This window comes from Petrotoga sp. 9T1HF07.CasAA.8.2 (genome assembly GCF_002895585.1).
Lineage (GTDB): Bacteria > Thermotogota > Thermotogae > Petrotogales > Petrotogaceae > Petrotoga > Petrotoga mobilis.
The window spans coordinates 1-18,243 of the sequence record NZ_AZRI01000020.1; the positions used below are offsets into that span (position 1 = coordinate 1).

The 18,243-nt window shown below is 34.6% G+C and carries 18 protein-coding genes and 1 pseudogene; 4 read left to right on the forward strand and 15 right to left on the reverse strand.

The annotated features are described in order from the left end of the window. Positions 1–131 precede the first annotated feature (131 nt). The 7 genes from aroQ to aroF are packed head-to-tail and all read right to left on the reverse strand — an operon-like array spanning position 132 to position 7,172. A complete protein-coding gene (aroQ, locus tag X925_RS04365) occupies positions 132–557 on the reverse strand; it encodes a type II 3-dehydroquinate dehydratase (RefSeq protein ID WP_121959237.1) in 426 nt (141 codons plus the stop codon). Beyond that, positions 554–2,041, reverse strand: a complete 1,488-nt coding sequence (gene aroB, locus X925_RS04370) for a bifunctional shikimate kinase AroK/3-dehydroquinate synthase AroB (protein ID WP_121959238.1) — start codon at positions 2,039–2,041, stop codon at positions 554–556. The genes aroQ and aroB overlap by 4 nt, the downstream gene beginning before the upstream one ends. Before the next feature lie 11 nt (positions 2,042–2,052). After that, positions 2,053–3,159 (reverse strand): chorismate synthase, encoded by a 1,107-nt coding sequence (gene aroC, locus X925_RS04375; RefSeq protein WP_121959239.1) that lies wholly within the window; start codon positions 3,157–3,159, stop codon positions 2,053–2,055. A gap of 1 nt (position 3,160) precedes the next feature. Further along, positions 3,161–3,946: a shikimate dehydrogenase gene (locus X925_RS04380; RefSeq protein ID WP_121959240.1), complete on the reverse strand. Its 786-nt coding sequence runs from the start codon at positions 3,944–3,946 to the stop codon at positions 3,161–3,163. Continuing rightward, the gene (aroA, locus tag X925_RS04385; protein WP_121959241.1) at positions 3,946–5,244 is read right to left on the reverse strand and encodes a 3-phosphoshikimate 1-carboxyvinyltransferase; all 1,299 of its coding nucleotides are present in this window, start codon (positions 5,242–5,244) and stop codon (positions 3,946–3,948) included. The genes X925_RS04380 and aroA overlap by 1 nt, the downstream gene beginning before the upstream one ends. Before the next feature lie 30 nt (positions 5,245–5,274). Further along, complete coding sequence (locus tag X925_RS04390; protein WP_121959242.1) at positions 5,275–6,117, reverse strand: prephenate dehydrogenase/arogenate dehydrogenase family protein; 843 nt, start codon at positions 6,115–6,117, stop codon at positions 5,275–5,277. A 35-nt stretch (positions 6,118–6,152) separates the two neighbouring features. Next, a complete protein-coding gene (aroF, locus tag X925_RS04395) occupies positions 6,153–7,172 on the reverse strand; it encodes a 3-deoxy-7-phosphoheptulonate synthase (protein WP_121959243.1) in 1,020 nt (339 codons plus the stop codon). 447 nt (positions 7,173–7,619) lie between these two features. Between aroF and X925_RS04400 the strand changes: the two genes are divergently transcribed. Together X925_RS04400 and X925_RS04405 are read left to right on the forward strand one after the other, a co-directional pair. Further along, positions 7,620–8,291, forward strand: coding sequence for a zinc metallopeptidase (locus X925_RS04400; RefSeq protein ID WP_012209022.1), 672 nt, complete (start codon positions 7,620–7,622; stop codon positions 8,289–8,291). A 12-nt stretch (positions 8,292–8,303) separates the two neighbouring features. Beyond that, a complete protein-coding gene (locus tag X925_RS04405) occupies positions 8,304–8,573 on the forward strand; it encodes an acylphosphatase (RefSeq protein ID WP_012209023.1) in 270 nt (89 codons plus the stop codon). A gap of 32 nt (positions 8,574–8,605) precedes the next feature. On the opposite strand, the gene trpA is transcribed toward X925_RS04405, so the two are convergent. The 8 genes and pseudogenes from trpA to X925_RS10400 form a co-directional block, all read right to left on the reverse strand. Continuing rightward, complete coding sequence (gene trpA, locus X925_RS04410; protein WP_121959244.1) at positions 8,606–9,382, reverse strand: tryptophan synthase subunit alpha; 777 nt, start codon at positions 9,380–9,382, stop codon at positions 8,606–8,608. Beyond that, on the reverse strand, positions 9,379–10,560 hold the full coding sequence (gene trpB / locus X925_RS04415; RefSeq protein WP_121959245.1) for a tryptophan synthase subunit beta: 1,182 nt from the start codon (positions 10,558–10,560) through the stop codon (positions 9,379–9,381). The genes trpA and trpB overlap by 4 nt, the downstream gene beginning before the upstream one ends. A 472-nt stretch (positions 10,561–11,032) precedes the next feature. Then, on the reverse strand, positions 11,033–11,656 hold the full coding sequence (locus X925_RS04420) for a phosphoribosylanthranilate isomerase (protein WP_121959246.1): 624 nt from the start codon (positions 11,654–11,656) through the stop codon (positions 11,033–11,035). Further along, positions 11,653–12,414, reverse strand: a complete 762-nt coding sequence (gene trpC, locus X925_RS04425; protein WP_121959247.1) for an indole-3-glycerol phosphate synthase TrpC — start codon at positions 12,412–12,414, stop codon at positions 11,653–11,655. Before trpC ends, X925_RS04420 begins: the two co-directional genes overlap by 4 nt. 13 nt (positions 12,415–12,427) lie before the next feature. Next, on the reverse strand, positions 12,428–13,462 hold the full coding sequence (gene trpD, locus X925_RS04430) for an anthranilate phosphoribosyltransferase (protein WP_121959248.1): 1,035 nt from the start codon (positions 13,460–13,462) through the stop codon (positions 12,428–12,430). Next, entirely contained in the window at positions 13,455–14,045 is a 591-nt protein-coding gene (locus X925_RS04435; RefSeq protein WP_199171193.1) for an aminodeoxychorismate/anthranilate synthase component II, read from the reverse strand. Before X925_RS04435 ends, trpD begins: the two co-directional genes overlap by 8 nt. A 1-nt stretch (position 14,046) precedes the next feature. Then, positions 14,047–15,525 carry an anthranilate synthase component I family protein gene (locus X925_RS04440; protein WP_121959249.1) on the reverse strand — a complete coding sequence of 493 codons (1,479 nt, stop codon included), beginning with the start codon at positions 15,523–15,525 and terminating at the stop codon, positions 14,047–14,049. Between the two features lie 447 nt (positions 15,526–15,972). Further along, positions 15,973–16,128, reverse strand: a pseudogene (locus X925_RS10400) (hypothetical protein); the annotation flags it as partial. Between the two features lie 527 nt (positions 16,129–16,655). Between X925_RS10400 and X925_RS04450 the strand changes: the two are divergent. Further along, entirely contained in the window at positions 16,656–16,997 is a 342-nt protein-coding gene (locus tag X925_RS04450; RefSeq protein WP_103064890.1) for a type II toxin-antitoxin system MqsR family toxin, read from the forward strand. Next, complete coding sequence (locus X925_RS04455; RefSeq protein ID WP_121959250.1) at positions 16,990–18,009, forward strand: type II TA system antitoxin MqsA family protein; 1,020 nt, start codon at positions 16,990–16,992, stop codon at positions 18,007–18,009. The genes X925_RS04450 and X925_RS04455 overlap by 8 nt, the downstream gene beginning before the upstream one ends. Positions 18,010–18,243: the final 234 nt, after the last annotated feature.

An 18,243-nucleotide genomic window follows, 5' to 3' on the forward strand; every position in this document is an offset into this window, starting at 1 on the left:
TCCCCGCCCATAAGGAAAGGTTTGATAAGCCATCGCCCCGCTCCCCACCCATAAGGAAAGGTTTGGTAAGCCATCGCCCCGCTCCCCACCCATAAGGAAAGGTTTGGTAAGCCTTCACCCCGCTCCCCACTTCAGCCTTTCAACTTTTGTTTTAGGTATTCTAAAGCTAATATATATCCATAGAATCCTAGTCCAGATATGACCCCATCGCATGAGGAAGAGGTAACAGATGTTTGCCTAAAACTTTCCCTTGCCATGATATTTGTTATATGAACCTCCACTTTCGGCACATTTACAATTTCCAAGGCATCTCTTATCGCATAAGAATAATGTGTATAAGCACCTGGATTGATTATTAAAGCTTCAAAATCCAATTTTTGAATTCTATCTATGATTTGGCCTTCTGAGTTTGATTGAAAAAACTCCACATCTATACTATTATTTTGTGCAAAATGGTTTATCTGGTCTTTTAAATCTTCGTAGGTTTCAGTTCCATAGATATCTTTAGGACGTTTCCCCAACATATTCAAGTTAGGACCGTTTATTATCAGAATCAAAAGATTTCACCTTCTTTTATTGTGATTTCTTCTATTATAATATTTCCTGGTGACTTTAAAATTGGCATTTTTATTTTTTGATTTGCCCCTATTTTTTTGTCATTTGATAAATAATAATATATGTCTTTTTCATCTATTTGAATGTTTCTAACTTTTTCAGGAACAAGTGCTTCTAATGTATCTTTAATTTCTAGATAATCTTTTTCTTCCAAATATTTTTTCTTGTAAAAAAACTCTATTTCTTTGATCAAACCCCATCCAACCGATAACCCATGTGCGATTCCTGTAGTGGCTTCAAAAGCGTGACCTAAAGTGTGTCCAAGATTCAAACAACTTCTTAACCCCGTATCTTTGAAATCTTGTTCCACTATACGAAGTTTTTCCTCTATGGATCTCTTAATAAAAAAAGATAATTTATCTAGATTCCTATTAAGTATTTCTTGCAAATTCTCTTTAAAATACTCATAAAAATCATTCCCTGAGATCAATGCCATTTTATAACCTTCGATTAAACCTTCTATGAATGTTTCTTCATCTAAGGATAATATCGAAAGTGGATCTATAACCACTTCTTTGGGTAGGTTTATTGTTCCAACGACATTTTTATATTTTTTGAAATCTATTCCATTTTTTCCCCCTATTGCGGCATCGATCTGAGAAAGAAGTGTGGTAGGGTAAAAAGAAAATTTCATTCCTCTTTTGTAAGTGGAGCCAACAAAACCCGTAAAATCGGTTATAGTTCCTCCGCCAATCCCAAGAAGCAAATTATCTCTAGAGACATTGTTTTCAAGGAGATATTCGTAAGCCCTTATTACAAGAGAGATGTCTTTTGTTTTTTCCCCATTTGGTAAGACAAGTTTTTTCTGTGGCAGATATTCTCCGTATAGTTCATTGACCTTTTCGCTGGTAAAAACTATCGAATCTGAGGGGAGAGACTTTAGGCTCCCTGCATTTATTGATACTTTTTGAAAAGATGAATCTATTTCAGCAGTGTTTTTGATATCGTATTGGTAGAGAATTTTGGCAACCGATTCCCATTCGGTTAAATTTGTGATATCTACCGTTTTGAATTGTTCATACAATTCTTTTCGATCTTGGTATATCTTTATAATATTTTCTTTGTTGTTTGCTAGAAGGGGCCTATTTTCTAAACTTACGCGATCTTTAAGCTTTTCAGGATCCACTTTCAGGTATAAGGCATTTTCTTTTTTCAATATGGCTCTGTTTTTAGGGTTTAAGATTATTCCTCCTCCAGTTGATACAACTAAGGATTGAGTATTTTCAGCTAATTTTTCGAGAATGTCGTTTTCCAGTTTCCTGAAGTATTCTTCACCGTATCTTTCAAAGATGTCTTTTATTTTAAGATTTTCGTTTTTTTCGATTTCTTCATCTATGTCGATATGAGGTATGGAAAGCACTTTTGAAATCTTTTTTGCGAGGGTCGTTTTACCTGATCCCATCATTCCTACCAAGAAGATTTTCATAGAATATCACCTTATTTCTTGAAATATCTATCTTTTATAAGTTCAATGTTGTCGTTTCCAAATCCGTCTATAATTTCTTCCATTAATATAATAGCAAGGGTACATTCTGTTATTACCGTCGCTGCAGGAATTACAACAGAATCAGATCTTATGTAAGGTGCTTCTTTTGGTTCTTTGGTTTTAAGATCAACAGAAGGAAGAGGATTTGCAAGTGTAGAAATAGGTTTGAAGTAGGTAGTAACTATTATATTTTCTCCATTAGTTATCCCTGCTTCTATGCCACCTGCGTAATTCTTTGTTCTGTGTATAATACCATCTTCAACTTTGAAAGGATCTTGGAATTCAGATCCAGGGATACTCACATCTTCTTTGCCTATAAAAACCCCTTTCACAGAAGGGATCGACATAAAATATTTTCCTATTTTTGAATCAACTCTGTTCAAAACATCGGCATAACTTCCCAATCCAGGTTTCACATTTGTGGCGAATGTTTTTACACTGCCTCCCAAGGTGGTTGCTTTTTTTAGGGCATTTTCTTTTATTTCTTCCATCATTTTTTCAGAAATATCTTCAAAAGGACATTGAACTTCCGATTCATTTCTTTTTTGAATATAGTAAGTGAAATCTTTTTGGATTTCTTCGAACCTTTCTTCTTCAACACTGACTTTTCCGATCGATTTTACAAAACTCATCGTTGTAATACCGAAATTTTCAAGAAATTGTTTGGCAACGCTCCCTATCGCAGTGAGTACACTTGTCCAGCGCGCGCTGTTTCTTTCCGTGTATATATTCAAGTCATCTAATCTGTATTTATACCAACAGGAATAATCCCCATGTCCAGGCCTTGGAATATGTCTTTCTTCTTTAATGGGATTTTTTGCTTTGTTGTTTATAATTAAAACCAATGGAGCTCCAGTAGTTATTCCCTCCCATAATCCGGAAACGATTATTACTTCATCTTTTTCTAATTTCATCCTGTTCCCACGGCCGTACCCTAACTGTCTTCTTCTTAGGTCTGTGTTTATTTTTTCTATATCTATCTTTAACCCTGCTGGTATTTCTTCTATTAATCCAATCATCTGTGGACCATGTGAATCTCCAGCTATCTTTACTTGCATTTTATTCACCTCGAGCAAAAGTTTTAAAAGTTTCATCGAATATTTCTGGTGTATAAATCTGCCAAATCTTCAAATTTTCAATTGCTTGATGGTACCAAAAAGTACGTCCATCTATACATTTAATATTGCTTTCTTTTGCAATCTTTTGGAGAGGGGTATTATTGTAAACAATATCGTAAATTAGAGATAGATTGGAAAGATCGCTAACTTCTAAATTAAATGATTCTCCAAACATTCCAATAGAAGTGGCGTTTATGAAGGTTTTAGAACTAAGGATTATGCTTTGTAGGTGGTCAAAAGATTCTATTTTTATATCTATTTTTGACAAGAAAATCTTTCTTAATTTTTCTGCTCTTTCTACCGTTCGATTTACAAGAAACAACTTTTTTATACCCATTTTGTACAAAGCGTAGATGATGGATTTACTCGCACCACCCGCTCCAACTAAAAGTACTGGTTCTTGCAGCATCGATGATTTTAACGAGTTATAAAAGCCTTTCCAATCTGTGTTGTAACCCTTATTGTTGAAAATACAGTTAACCGCATTTATTTCTTTGGCTTCTTCAACAGGTTCGACGTATTTAATCACTTTTTCTTTGAATGGAACCGTAACGTTGAGTCCATGGTAAGAATCAATATATTTGTTAATTTCATCATCAAAATTATCAGGTGCTATAACAATATCTTCATATACAGCATCGATATGAGCTTTTTTAAAGTATTCATTAAAAACCCTTTTTGATAAGCTTTCTTTGTGAGGGTATTCTAATAATCCGAATTTTTTCATCATATACTCCTTATCTTCTCAAAAATCTCTGTAAATTCCGGGAAAGATATATTCACGCATTCAAAATTATCAATTTCTATTGGATTATCTGCGATCAATCCGGCTATAGCAAGTGACATGGCTATTCTATGATCGTTGTAACTTTCACAAGTACAGTTTCCTCGTATTTTCTGATTGCCAATTATATCAAAACCATCTTCTTTTTCTAAAATATCTATGCCTAATTTTTTTAATTCTCTGGTGATTGCTCTTATTCTGTCTGTTTCTTTGTAACGTAATTCTTTTGCGTCTTTTATAGTTGTTTTCCCTTTCGCTTGGGTAGCAGCTATCGCCAGTATAGGGATTTCATCGATAATCAAAGGAATCATCTCACCTTTTATTTCAACACCTTTTAACGAACTACTTTTTACGAGTAAATCCCCAACTGGCTCATTGTTTAATGTTTTTTCGTTGATTATCTTTATATCCGCTCCCATCATCTTCAACACGGATAATATGCCAGTTCTAGTTGGGTTGATTCCCACATTTTTTATCAATAACGTCGAGTTTTTTGTTATAAGGGCAGCAACTATGAAAAAGGATGCGGATGATAGATCACCCGGTACAAAGAACTCCCGACCTTCAAGATTTTTAGTGAGACCTCGGATAACAACAGTTGTATCTTTTTGAGCGATATCAGCACCAAAATATTTTAACATCCTTTCAGTATGATCACGAGATTTGGCGGGTTCTATTACTTGAGTTTCTCCTTTTGCATACAAACCTGCCAACAAAATTGCAGATTTAACTTGGGCGCTTGCAACTGGAGTTTTATAAACAAGGGGGGATATATCTTTCGTCCCCAATATTGTGATGGGAGCAAATTCGCCATTTTTCCTGGCAAAAAAACGTCCACCCATTTTACTTAGTGGATCTATGACTCTTTTCATAGGCCTTTCCCTCAAAGAGTCGTCCCCTGTAATTACACTGTAAAAATTTTGAGCCGATAATACACCCATCATTAAGCGCATTGTGGTTCCAGAGTTTTTTGCGTTTAGAACGTTTGATGGTTCAATGAAATTATCTTTTCCCTTACCCTCTACAATTACCTCATCTTCGCTAATTTGTTTAATATCGGCGCCTATTGAATTTAATATATTTAAGGTGCTTAAGGTATCTTCAGAGCTTAAAAAGTTGTGTATTTTTGTCTTGCCTTCAGCAAGAGAGCCAATGATTAGCGCCCTATGAGATATTGATTTATCACCTGGTAGGGTGATCTCTGTATTTATATTTTCTGTTGGAGTTACTTCAATTTTCATCTTTTCCTCCCAATATTGAGTTTTTTGCCTTTACAACTCGAATTTACTTATTTTGATCATATCATCTTTTATTTCGTTGTATTTATCTTCGATTAAATTCTTCTTGAAGGCATTTAACTCTTTTTCAAAGTTCTCAATTGAATCTAGTATATTCTCCTTGTTTTGTTTGAATATATCGATCCACATTTGGGGATCGCTTTTTGATAACCTTGTTGTGTCTTTAAAACCAGATCCGACTAATTTTAGATAATTTTCATTATCTTCTTTTAAATTCATCAGAGTTTTTACTAGATAATAAGCAATTATCTGCGGCAAATGACTTGTTGTTGAAAGAATTTCATCGTGAGTTTTAGCATCTATTATTATTGGAATGGCTCCGATTTTTGTGATCAACCTTTCAAACTTATTAAAATATATTTGGTCACAATTAGCACTTTTTATCAATACATATTTTTTGCCTTTGAATAAATTCGCCTTGGCGTTTAATGGACCAGACTTTTCTGATCCTGCCAATGGATGACCTCCTATGAAATTGACCCTTTTGTTTTTAAAAGTATCAAAGAGTTGCATAATTTCATATTTAGTACTACCCACATCAGTTACAACTGTATTTTCTTTTACTAGACTAATTGTATCATGTAAAATACTTTTTATACTTTCTACTGGCGTTGCAAAAATTATTAAATCCGCTTTTGAAATTTCTGATATTTTGGCAGGTTCATCGATGGCTCCTAACTTTAAAGCTTCTTTTAAAGAGTTACTATCGATATCGTATCCAATGATATTTCTTACTTCTTTTGTTTCTTTAAAGGCTAGAGCTAATGAAGTTCCAACCAATCCAGTGCCAACAATTATTGCGGTGTCGAATAACATTAATCGTTCCTCCCAATAACAACGTTGTTTGTGTCTCAGGCTAAGATTTTACTGTCTATTTCTAATAAGGCTTTTATTTGATCCATTAATTCACTGAATTGCTCAAAATTTAGAGATTGCTTACCGTCAGAGAGAGCGTTTTTAGGATCCGGATGGACTTCAATTATTAACCCATCAGCACCAGCTGCTACAGCAGCTTTTGATAGAGGAGCGACGTACCTCCAATCTCCACTGGCGTGACTTGGGTCGATTATAATAGGTAAATGGCTGTATCTTTTGATTACAGGTATTGCACTGATGTCCAAGGTATTTCTGGTTTCATCAGTAAATGTTCTAATTCCTCTTTCACACAGTATAACTTGGTTGTTCCCTTCAGAAATAATATATTCTGCTGACATTAAAAATTCTTTGTATGTAGCTGATAGACCCCTTTTAAGTAAAACTGGCTTGTTGAGCTTACCTACTTCTTTTAAAAGCGCAAAATTTTGCATGTTTCTTGTTCCTATCTGTAAAACATCAGCATATCTTGAAACCAACTCGACCTCTCTGGTGTCCATAACTTCTGTAACTATCTTTAGACCAGTTTCTTCACTTACTTCTTTGAGAATTTTTAATCCTTCTTCTTTTAAGCCTTGAAAAGAATATGGAGAAGTTCTTGGTTTATAAGCTCCACCTCTTAGGAATTTAACCCCTTTCTCTTTTAAGAATAGAGCGGTTTCTAAAACCTGTTCTTTACTTTCTACTGCACAAGGTCCAGCAATCGTTAAAAAATTTTCTCCTCCTATTTTTATCCCTCCTATGTCGTATATTGAATCTTTAGATTTGAATGTTCTACTTGCTAATTTGAAAGGTTGAGTTATCTCTACAACCCTTTCAACCCCCGGAAATGTTTCAATGTTGCTTAAAATGTATTCCCTGTCACCTTCCCCTACCACCCCAACAATCGTGTGATTTTCTCCTTTATCAGGATGAGCTTTAAAACCTACTTCTTCCACCTTTTTAATGACATTTCTAACTTCTTCTTCTGTTGCATTTTCTTCCATCACGATCACCACTAGAATTCACCTCCGAATTTTAAAAATTTTTTATCGCCCTGTACCCCTTTAAAGAGCAAAATCTTGTTGCTAAAACTGTTATAAAAAAAATAGGTGTCTACTAAAAGAGTAGACACCCATTTTGGAATCTTTGTGGACTATGTTTTCATACGACAAAACAAAGCCACCAAAATGGGTGTCTTGCTAAAATACCAATAATATTTATTTTCATTTTCGATTAAGACCTTTGTAACCATTTGTGCTCTCTCCTCAACTTTTCTTTAAATTTATTTTATCAAGAAAAAATATTTTTGTCAACTAAAAAAGCGAATTTTTCTCTATAATTCAAAATTAATAGGCTTAAAAGTATACACTTCTGTAAAATAGACTAAATGAAAAGGTGCTAAAATTTTTTATGAAGTATAGATTTAAAATGCTTATTTACAAAGTAAATGGAGGTGAATAGTCATGTATTATACTACTATGTTGTTGTTGATACCACCATTGATATTAGCTATCTGGGCTCAAGCAAGAGTTAGTAGCACTTTCAACAAATATTCTCGAGTAAAGGCATCAATTGGCGAGCCAGGCTATATGTTTGCCAGAAGATTACTTGATTCCGTTGGGTTATATGATGTTAAAGTCGAAAGAGTAAGAGGTACTTTGAGTGATCATTATGACCCTACTAACAAAGTTTTGAGACTTTCTGACTCCACTTATAACAGTTCGTCTATAGCGGCATTAGGAGTTGTGGCTCACGAAGCAGGTCATGCTATACAACATGCTAAGGGTTATAAACCTTTAATTCTCAGGAATCTGGCTGTGCCGTTGGCAGGTTTTGGTTCTAATATGGCGTGGATTATATTCTTTATTGGACTTATTTTTTCTACACCTTTCTTACTGAATGCAGGAATTTTCTTGTTCCTTTTCGTGGTTTTATTTTCAGTTATAACGTTACCAGTTGAGTTCAATGCAAGTAGTAGGGCTTTGAAACTTTTACCCGTTATGGGCATGTCTAAAGAAGAAGTATCAGGTGCAAAAAAGGTGTTATCAGCCGCTGCGTTGACCTACGTGGCAGCTGCGTTGATGTCGATCGCTCAACTTTTGAGAATGCTGGTGTTAGCTCGTTCAAGAAATTAAGGTATATCTTCTATGGTTTGCAAAAGATGGATACTGTATGGGCGAGTTCAAGGTGTTGGATTAAGACATTTTTTAAGAGTGCATGGAGTAAGGCTTCAACTTGAAGGGTACGTTAGAAACTTACCCGACGGTTCGGTTGAGGTGGTTGCACAAGGAGAAAAAGAAAAAGTTTTGAAACTAAAAACTATCATCTTACAAGGAAATGGGTTCAGTAGATTAGAAGATGTTCAAGAAGAAGATTTCCCCATAGGGAATTATGGAAGTTTTCATATAGAGTATTAAACCAAAATAGAGGCGAGTAGCCTCTATTTTTTTCACCATACTTTCAAACTTTTAGTAAATCTTTTTATTTCTTTAAGCAACTTACCTTTGTCATCACTGTTTTCATCGATTATTTTTATTAGGGCACTTCCCACAATTATTCCATCGAAGTATTCAATAATATTTTTAGCCTTTGTCGGGCTATCTATTCCAAAACCGATAGCTAAAGGTATATTAACATACTTTCTCACTCTTTGTGAATACTCTTTCAAATGCTCCATAGGTGCTTGGCTATCCCCTGTTACTCCCATAATAGATACACAATACAAAAATCCAGAACATACCTTAGAGATTTCTTTTAGTCGCTCTTCAGAGGTATTTGGAGCAACTAGTAAAATAGGATCGATACCGTTTTCTTTTATTTTTGCGTAAAATTCTTCTTCTTCGTCAAAAGGCAAATCTGGAATTATTACCCCAGAGATGCCAGTATTTACGGCGTCTGTTATAAAATTGTTGATACCATAATTGAGAATTGAGTTGTAATAACCCATTAAAACGAGTGGGCAAGTAACGTCTTCTTTGATTTCATTCAAGGTTTCAAAAATTTTTTTAAGGGTAACCCCGTTTTTTAAAGCTTTTTGACTTGCTTTTTGAATTATTGGCCCATCGGCTAAAGGATCGGAAAAGGGTATCCCCACCTCGATAATATCAACACCATCTTTGTTCAATTCTAATATAATTTCTTTTGTAGCCTCTAAACTTGGATCTCCGGCTGTTACATAGGTGATTAAAGCCTTTTTATTTTTAAAAGCCTCACTTATTTTGCTCATTCTATTACCTCCCTACCAAGCTTTCTATAAGAATCGACATCTTTGTCTCCTCTTCCAGAAAGATTTATCAGCATGATTTTATCTTTATCGAGTGAAGATGCAATTTTCATAGCGTAAGCGATTGCATGAGAACTTTCAAATGCTGGGATGATTCCCTCCAATTTCGTTAAGAGTTCAAAACCTTCCAACGCTTCTTCATCTGTTATTGATACATACTGAGCTCTTCTTTCATCGTGTAGATAACTATGTTCAGGTCCCACACCCGGATAATCTAAACCTGCAGAAATAGAATATGCAAGTTGAATTTGACCATCATCATCTTGTAAGACGTAAGATTTACTCCCGTGAAGGACGCCTATTTTCCCCGCAGTTAAAGAAGCGGCATGTTGGCCAGTTTCTAATCCTTTTCCTGCAGCTTCCACTCCTATCAATTCAACATCTTTATCTTCTATGAAAGGGTAGAATATACCCATAGCGTTACTACCTCCACCAACACATGCAACTATATAATCAGGCAGCCTTCCTTCTTTTTCTAAGATCTGATTTTTAGATTCATCACCAATAACCCTTTGAAAATCTCTAACTATTTTAGGGTAGGGATGTGGCCCTACAACAGAACCTATAACGTAGTGCGTATTTTCTACGTTTGTAACCCAGTCTCTAATAGCTTCATTTATGGCTTCCTTTAAAGTTTGGCTACCGCTGTATACAGGCACTACTTTTGCTCCCAACATCCTCATTTTGTATACGTTGAGGGCTTGTCTTCTGATATCTTCTGCCCCCATGTAAACTATACATTCCAACCCAAATCTAGCTGCAGCGGTTGCTGTTGCCACACCATGCTGGCCTGCACCAGTCTCTGCTATTATTCTTTTTTTATTCATTCTTTTTGCAAGTAATACTTGCCCCAACGCGTTATTAATTTTGTGCGCCCCCGTATGGTTTAAATCTTCTCTTTTTAGATATATCTTTGGACCATTAAGGTATTCGGTGAATCTTTCAGCAAAATATAAAGGGGTGGGCCTTCCACAGTAATCTTTCAACAAACCTTGGTATTCATTTATAAAATCAGGATCTTTTGAATATTTTTCGTGAGCTTCCTCCAACTCTTCGAGCGCTGGAATCAACGTCTCTGGAACGTATCTACCTCCATACTGACCAAAATAAGCTTTTTTCATAAAATTTCATCCTCCTTTTTTATTTTTTTGCAATTAAAAAGTTTGTTATAGCACCCCTTCGCCCCGCTTCCCACCCTTCTTTAGAAAGGGACCTGCGGTCCCATAAACCCATACATTAAGGGGCTTCGCCCCTTAAGATCCCCAAAACCAAGTTCAAAGTCAAATTCATCTAAAAACACAGTTTGCATAGTGCAGCAAACAAGGGGTAAACCCCTTAAGATCCCCGTGCATCATTTGCTGCGCAAATGAGAATTTGGAAATTATTTCAAAGGAATTATGAACAAGGCGTTTTGCATAAGGCTGCAAAATGCTGCGCAAATGAGAATTTGGAAGTTACTTCTAAAGCTTTATAAAAAACATTTTGCACAAAGCTGCAAAAGGGCTCCGCCCTGTGACCCTTTTAAAATCAAAATCTTGTTTCTAAAACGTACGTTAAAGACCCTTCGCCCCGCTTCCCACCCTTTTAATTTTATTATTTTATTTTGATAGAATTTATCCTATCGATAGTTTCTTTTATTAACCTAATATCTTTTTTACCTGGATACAATTCAACTTTGCTGTTTAGATCAACGGCATTGGGTCTGATTGTTTTTATAGCTTCAACTATGTTTTCTGGGCTCAAACCACCCGCTAAGATGAACGGTTTTTTTATATTAGCTTCTTTTAAAATCTCCCAATTGAAAGTATGCCCTGTACCACCTATCTTTTCACCAATTTTTGTATCAAATAAGAAATAATCCACAAAATCATTGTACTTGGATATTTCTTCCAAAGAGCTCTTATTTTCAATTTTAATAGCTTTTATTGTTTTTAACTTGCAATTTTTAATTATATTTACATCTTCTGATCCGTGAAATTGAACGTAATCAAATACTTTACTTCTTTCAATTTTTTCAATTTCTTCTTTGACAGGATTAACTACCACCGCTACCCTGCTTACAAAGGGTGGTAACTCTTTAGATATTTCAAGAACTTTCGATAATTCAACTTTTCTTGGGCTTTCAGCTAAAATGAAACCTAAAGCATCTACCCCAGCTTGGGAAATGTTGATGGCGTCTTCAATGTTTGTGATTCCACAAACTTTTATCCTAATCACTGTGAATTTCTCCTTTTTTCTGGAAATAATTCCCCAATCTTTGAAATGGGATCGTTTTCTTTCATTAAAGCTTCTCCGATTAATACCCCATCTACTCCCAAACTTCTAAGATAATCAATGTCACTTTTTTCTTTAATCCCGCTTTCTGAAATCACATAAAAATCTTTTCGTTTATCTAATTTTTCAAGCTCTTCAAGTAGTTTTTCAGTGTTTCGTAGGTTAACAGAAAAATCATTCAAATCCCTGTTATTTATTCCCAAAATTTCAGTTTCTGTATCTAAAACCTTGTTTAATTCTCCTAGGTTATGTACTTCGACTATAGCCTCTAAACCTATATCTTTTGATATCTTAAGAAAATCAGAAATTTCTTTTTTTGTAAGTATTGAAGCTATGAGTAAAATAACGTTGGCGCCCAGAAATAATGATTGGTAGATCTGTATAGGATCGATTATGAAATCTTTTCTTAAAATGGGAAGATTTGTTTTGGCTCTTAACTCTTTTAAAATTTTTGTACTACCTTGAAAGTATTTTTCATCAGTTAGAATAGAAATAGCATCTGCACCAGCTTTTATATATAACTCTAACTGTTTTTGTGGATCAAAATTCGATGAAATAATCCCTTTACTTGGCGAGGCTTTTTTGATTTCCGCTATTAAAGTTAATTTTCCTTTTTGGAATGAGTCTTTTAAGGAGATTTTCTTTTCTTTCAACAGTGATACTTCTTCCCTTTTTGTTTCTACTATTTTTTCTAAATACATCTTTTCCTCCTTTTCAAGAAGTTTTTGCTTGTAAAGATAGAAAGTTAGTAAATTCTACCATCTCTTCCAATTTTTTCATCGCTTTTCCACTATCAATTATCTCTTGTGCATAACTAATGCCTTCTTCTAAACTGTTGACTTTGTTTGCCACATATAACCCGGCTGCTGAATTCAAAACGACCACATCCCTTTTGGGCCCCATTTCACCGTTAAATATGTTTAATATTATTCTTTTATTTTCTTCTGCGCTTCCGCCTTGGATCTCTTGTATGCTGTACTTTTCCAGCCCTAAATCTTCCGGGGATATTTCTAACTTTTCTATCTTACCTTTATTCAAAAACGCCACTTTATTCTTTCCTGACAGGGAAAATTCATCTATGCCTTCCGAACCATGAACAACCATCGCCCTTTTAACTCCCAAGTTGTTCAAAACCTCTGCTATGGGGTAAACCAGCTTTGGATCGTATATACCCATTAATTGATATTTTATATTTGCAGGATTTGTTAAGGGCCCTAAGACGTTAAAAATGGTCCTTATTCCTAATTCTTTTCTTGGTACAGCAGCATGTTTAGTAGCTTTATGAAAATCTTGAGCAAAAAGAAAAGCTATATTTATCTCTTTCAAGCATCTTTCAACTGAAGAAGGGGGTAATGATATATTGATTCCAAGAGATTCCAATACATCCGCGCTTCCACTTTTACTTGATACGGATCTGTTACCGTGTTTTGCAACAACAACCCCAGCTGCTGCCAAGATAAAGGCTACAGCGGTAGAAATGTTGAAGGTTCCCTTAGCATCTCCACCTGTTCCACATGTATCCATAAGATCATCGCTTTCAATATAAATTGGTGTTGCTTTTTCTTTCATAACTTTTGCACTTGCTGTGATTTCTTCTACCGTTTCTCCTTTCATATGCAGAGCAACTAAAAAACCAGACAGTTGACTGTGAGTTACTTTACCTTCCATAATCATCTCCATCGCCTGTTCCATCTCGTCCAAACTCAAATTTTCTCCTTTTACAACTTTTTGAAGATAGTAATTAAACATAGCTGACACCCCTTTCAACTTTAATATTTATAAAATTCTCTATTAATCTCGGTCCTACTGTTGTTAAGATAGATTCTGGATGGAATTGTACCCCATATATTTGGTAACTAATGTGCCTTAAGGCCATGATCTCTCCGTCTTGTGTAGAGGCGGTAATTTTTAATTCTTTCGGGAACATCTCGTTTGACACGATAAGTGAATGGTATCTGGTAGCTTCAAAGGGGCTATCTATACCTTGAAATATATCTTTTTTCTCTTTGATATATATCTTAGAAGTCTTTCCGTGGAATATCTCTTTTGCTCTGACAACCTTTCCATTGAAAGCCTCGGCAATGCACTGATGGCCTAAACAGATTCCAAGAATTGGAATTACTCCTTTAAAGTGTTTAATGGTTTCGATGGAAATTCCAGCATCTTTGGGAACACCTGGTCCCGGAGAAATTATTATGTGAGAAGGCTTGAGCATTTCAATATCTTTTACAGTTATTTTGTCGTTTCTATAGACCAAAACATCATCAAACTCACACGCTGTTTGATATATGTTGTAGGTGAATGAGTCGTAATTGTCTATCAAAAGAATCATCTCAACAATCCCCCTTTTCTAAAGATTTGAACATTGCCATTGCCTTGTTGACTGTTTCATAATACTCATTTTCAGCAATCGAATAAGACACTATACCAGCACCAGCTTGTATCCTTACTTCATTTTCTTTGCACACCATCGTCCTTATTGCAATACTTGTATCTAAATTTCCTTTTGTATCAATGTATCCAACTACGCCGGCATAGATTTCTCTTGGTTCGTCTTCCAATTCATCGATTATTTCAATAGCTCTAATCTTTGGAGCTCCTGATACGGTCCCGGCTGGGAACAAAGATTTTAATACATCAAGTGAGTTTAAATAATCCTTTTTTAAACCTTCAACTTGCGAATAGATGTGCATCACATGTGAATATTTTTCAATTCCAAAAAATTTTGTAACCTTAACACTTCCTTCTTTACATACCCTGCCTAAATCGTTCCTTGCAAGATCAACAAGCATTATGTGTTCCGCCCTTTCTTTCTCATCACTTAAGAGTTCTTTTTCTATGGCTTCATCTGCTTGTGGAGTTTCTCCCCTCTTTCTTGTACCAGCAAGGGGCCTGGTGATTACTCTTTGGCCTTCAACTTTTACTAGCATTTCTGGAGAAGAGCCAATAATGGTTGCTTCTGGAAAATTAAGATAAAACATGTAAGGTGAAGGGTTTATCTTTCTTAGATTTTCATATATTTCAAAAGGATGTTGCGTTATTTTGCAAGAAAACCTTTGAGATAAAACGATTTGAAAAGCCTCACCAGCGTTTATATAATTTTTTGTTTTTTCTACCTTGTCCACGAATTCTTCTTTACTTGTGTGGTGTTTGATCTTCAATTTGACTTGATCATTGTTTCTTTCTTCTTCCTTTTGAGTAGAAGTTTTTTCCAAATCTTTTAATATCTGATGATTTTCATGTTTAGCCAAAGAAATTCTACTTTCTACATCTTCTTCTGATTTGCTATCCACAACATTAACCAAATATCCCAATTTTTCACTTTGATCTAATATCAACGAGATTTTTGGAAACACTAAGATAGATAGTGGTAAATCTCCATGTTTGAGATCTTTATCCATTTCATTATGGTATATATCTTCCCAAATGGAAATAATCTCATAACCGAAGTATCCTACAAAACTTGCAAATAAATCTGGGATATTTAGAATACTTTCATACTGAATACTTTCTAACTGTTCCTTTAAAAAAGATATGTAGTCTGTATTTCCATCAAGAAAAGCTTTACCTTTTTCAAAAAAATGGAGTCTTGTCTTCTTCTTGGTTGTATAATTTAATTTCGCGACTTTTAATGGAGTGATTCCTATTAAGGAATACTTTTTTTCGTTGATCGAAAGATTTTCTAATATAAACGAATATTGATTATTTAAAGCAATTTTTTTATAAACTACTGTTGGATCAGGATTTTCCAGGCTTATTTTTTCTATAACTGGTAAAATTGTTTGATTTATTACAGACCTTTTAGTATACATATTCCCCTCCTTCTCGGCATTAATTTTTGCTTAGTTTGTGCTTTTTAAAAAAATAAAAGGAGGTCCTTTTATCCCTTTTTTAATAGGAAAAAGACCTCCTTAATTAAAAAAGGGCATCCCTGAAGGGATGCCCTTTGATTACTTTTTAGGCAGATTCATACAGGCACCCCTATCCGAGATGCCACCACCAATTAATTATATTTATTGTATTGTTTTTTAACTTGGGTGATTTAAAAAAAAGCTTTTCTTGATCAAACATGCTATTACCCCGTTAATATCAATTTAATTTTAGTATAACATAATTTTTTAACCTTGTCAAGTTTCCTTCCACTTTAGCTTTTTCTCTGTCTCTTTTTGCTATCTCTTCTAATGTGTTAAACATTTTTGGCACCTCCATTTCTTTTAGCTCTTGATAACCGGTTTGTTAGATCCATTGGCGATGCCTATTTATAGTATGTCTGATCTTTTTATGGAGAAGTCTTTGCCTATTAGTTCAGTTTGTTCGCATTTTAAATCTGTTTCTTTTCTTTGTTGTGTGATCTCTCTTGGTAGAAAGGCTTTTAGGAAGTCATAGAATACGGTTCTGTCTTCAAATAATTCTTTGAATAGGGAGTCTTTTTAATTATACCATATGTTTTTGAAGGTGTGTTATCTTATCATATAACTCTCGTATAATGAATTTTATAGCGCCCTTCCCCCGCTCCCCACCCGTGTGGAAGAGGGACCTGCGGTCCCTTTCCCCACTTTTCAACCATAAGGAAATGGGCCTGTTCCTTTTTACCCCGCGGCCCACCCGTTTTAGGAAGAAAAAGTAGGCAAGTTGGGTTTTAAAGTTTTGTGTTTTAAAACAAGAAAGGTAATGGTATAATAGGGTTGATTGAAAAACGCTTGGGAGAGAAGAAGTGTTCATTCATAGAGGTATATATTAAGTAGTTCAAATATAAGTCCTAAGATGAAATTTGATAGGGTGCTACGTAAAAACATTTCATAAAAAGCTCATACCGTTAACCTACAAGTCAAAAAATATTAGTTTGTGTCATTGAGGAGGGTAATATAAAGATATATTTTTAACAATATTTAATATATTGTACCATCAATTGATGGTATAATATGAGTGTAGGAGTTATAAAATGGTTGAATTTTTTCTAGAATTATTGAAACAATTTATCAATAATAATCAATTACAGCTCGTGAAAAGGGTGAAAAATACTGAGTTTTTAACCAAGGTCGGGTGGACTGAGGAAGACGTTCATGATTTTTTACTTAACGAATTAACAAAAGATGATTTTATATATGATAGTGTAGAAAAAGACTTTAATTTTCCCGAAGGAACCGTTTATATTTTTAAAAAACAAATTCGTGTTGAGGATGAAGTGTATCAAATTTATATTAAAATTAAATACGTTGAAAAAGAAGATTACATGGTACTTTTGTCTTTTCACGAGTCAGAGGAGGGCGAAGGAAATGTATGAATTGAAAAAACCAAAAGAAAGGTTGTTCTGTGAGCAATGTGGAAAATTGGTGGGATATAAAACAATAAAAAAGAAAGAGAATTATAACGTTAAGAATTACCCTATTGAAGTCGAACGGACTATTGCTATATGTGAAGAATGTGGGGCTGAGTTACTTGAACCTTATTATGAGAATGAGAATTTAAAAGCAGCATACAGAAAATATGCTGAGTTGAATAATTTGGTGTTACCTGAAGAGATCAAGGAAATTAGAAGTAAGTATAATGTCTCTCAGACACTATTTGCCTTGATTTTAGGTTTAGGAGAAGCTACTATACAACGTTATGAGATGGGTTCATTACCAACCAAAGTTAATAGCGATTTGATCAAGAGAGTTTCCGAACCGATTGAATTTTACAAAATTTTAAAAAGTAACAAAGATAATATTCCTGATATCGAGTATAAGAGGATCTTAGGAAACATTCAGAGAATTCTTAAAGAGTTTGAAAATAAACTTGAAGTTCAGGAATTGGAAAAAATTTTGTATATTAAACATCCTGAAATAGACATTGAAAAAATGAAAGGCTTAATAGCTGGATTATTTTATTATTCAAATAAATATCATCACAAGGATTTTTTATACAAAACCGTCTTTTTTAAATTGCTATGGTTAGTGGAAAAGGAATCTAAAAAAAGCCTTGGCAGGCAGATTGCTAATTTGAAATTCATTCATTATAATTATGGTCCGATTCCTAAAGGAGCAAAAAATGAAGAGGGCGTTCTTTTAGATTATTTGATAAAGACAAATTTAATAAGAATGAATATCGATTTTTCTAAAAAGTTTTTGCAAGAGACGTATAAGATTGGTTTGGTAGATCAAGCTCCTTTAAGGAATTTAACAGATGAAGAAAGAAAGATTGTAGAAAAGATTGTTAAAAAGTATGGAGGATTGAGTGCTAGAAAATTAGTTGAAGTATCACATAATGACGTGGCTTATAAAAGTTCAAATTATGATGAAGAGATAGTGATTTAGGGTCAAATTTTTTATGGATAATTCTGATCTATAACAATATACCACCTTATCACACAAATGCTGTGCAACGAGTTTTATAGCGCCCCTTCGCCCCGCAGCCCGCCCGTGTGGAAAAGATCTTTATTAGCGCCCTTCCCCCGCTCCCCACGGATTCTCCATGTTGACCACAAAAATAAACCCTTAAATTATAGTTGTGTTAGTATTTCCGGGCCATTTTCTGTCACGGCAATTGTG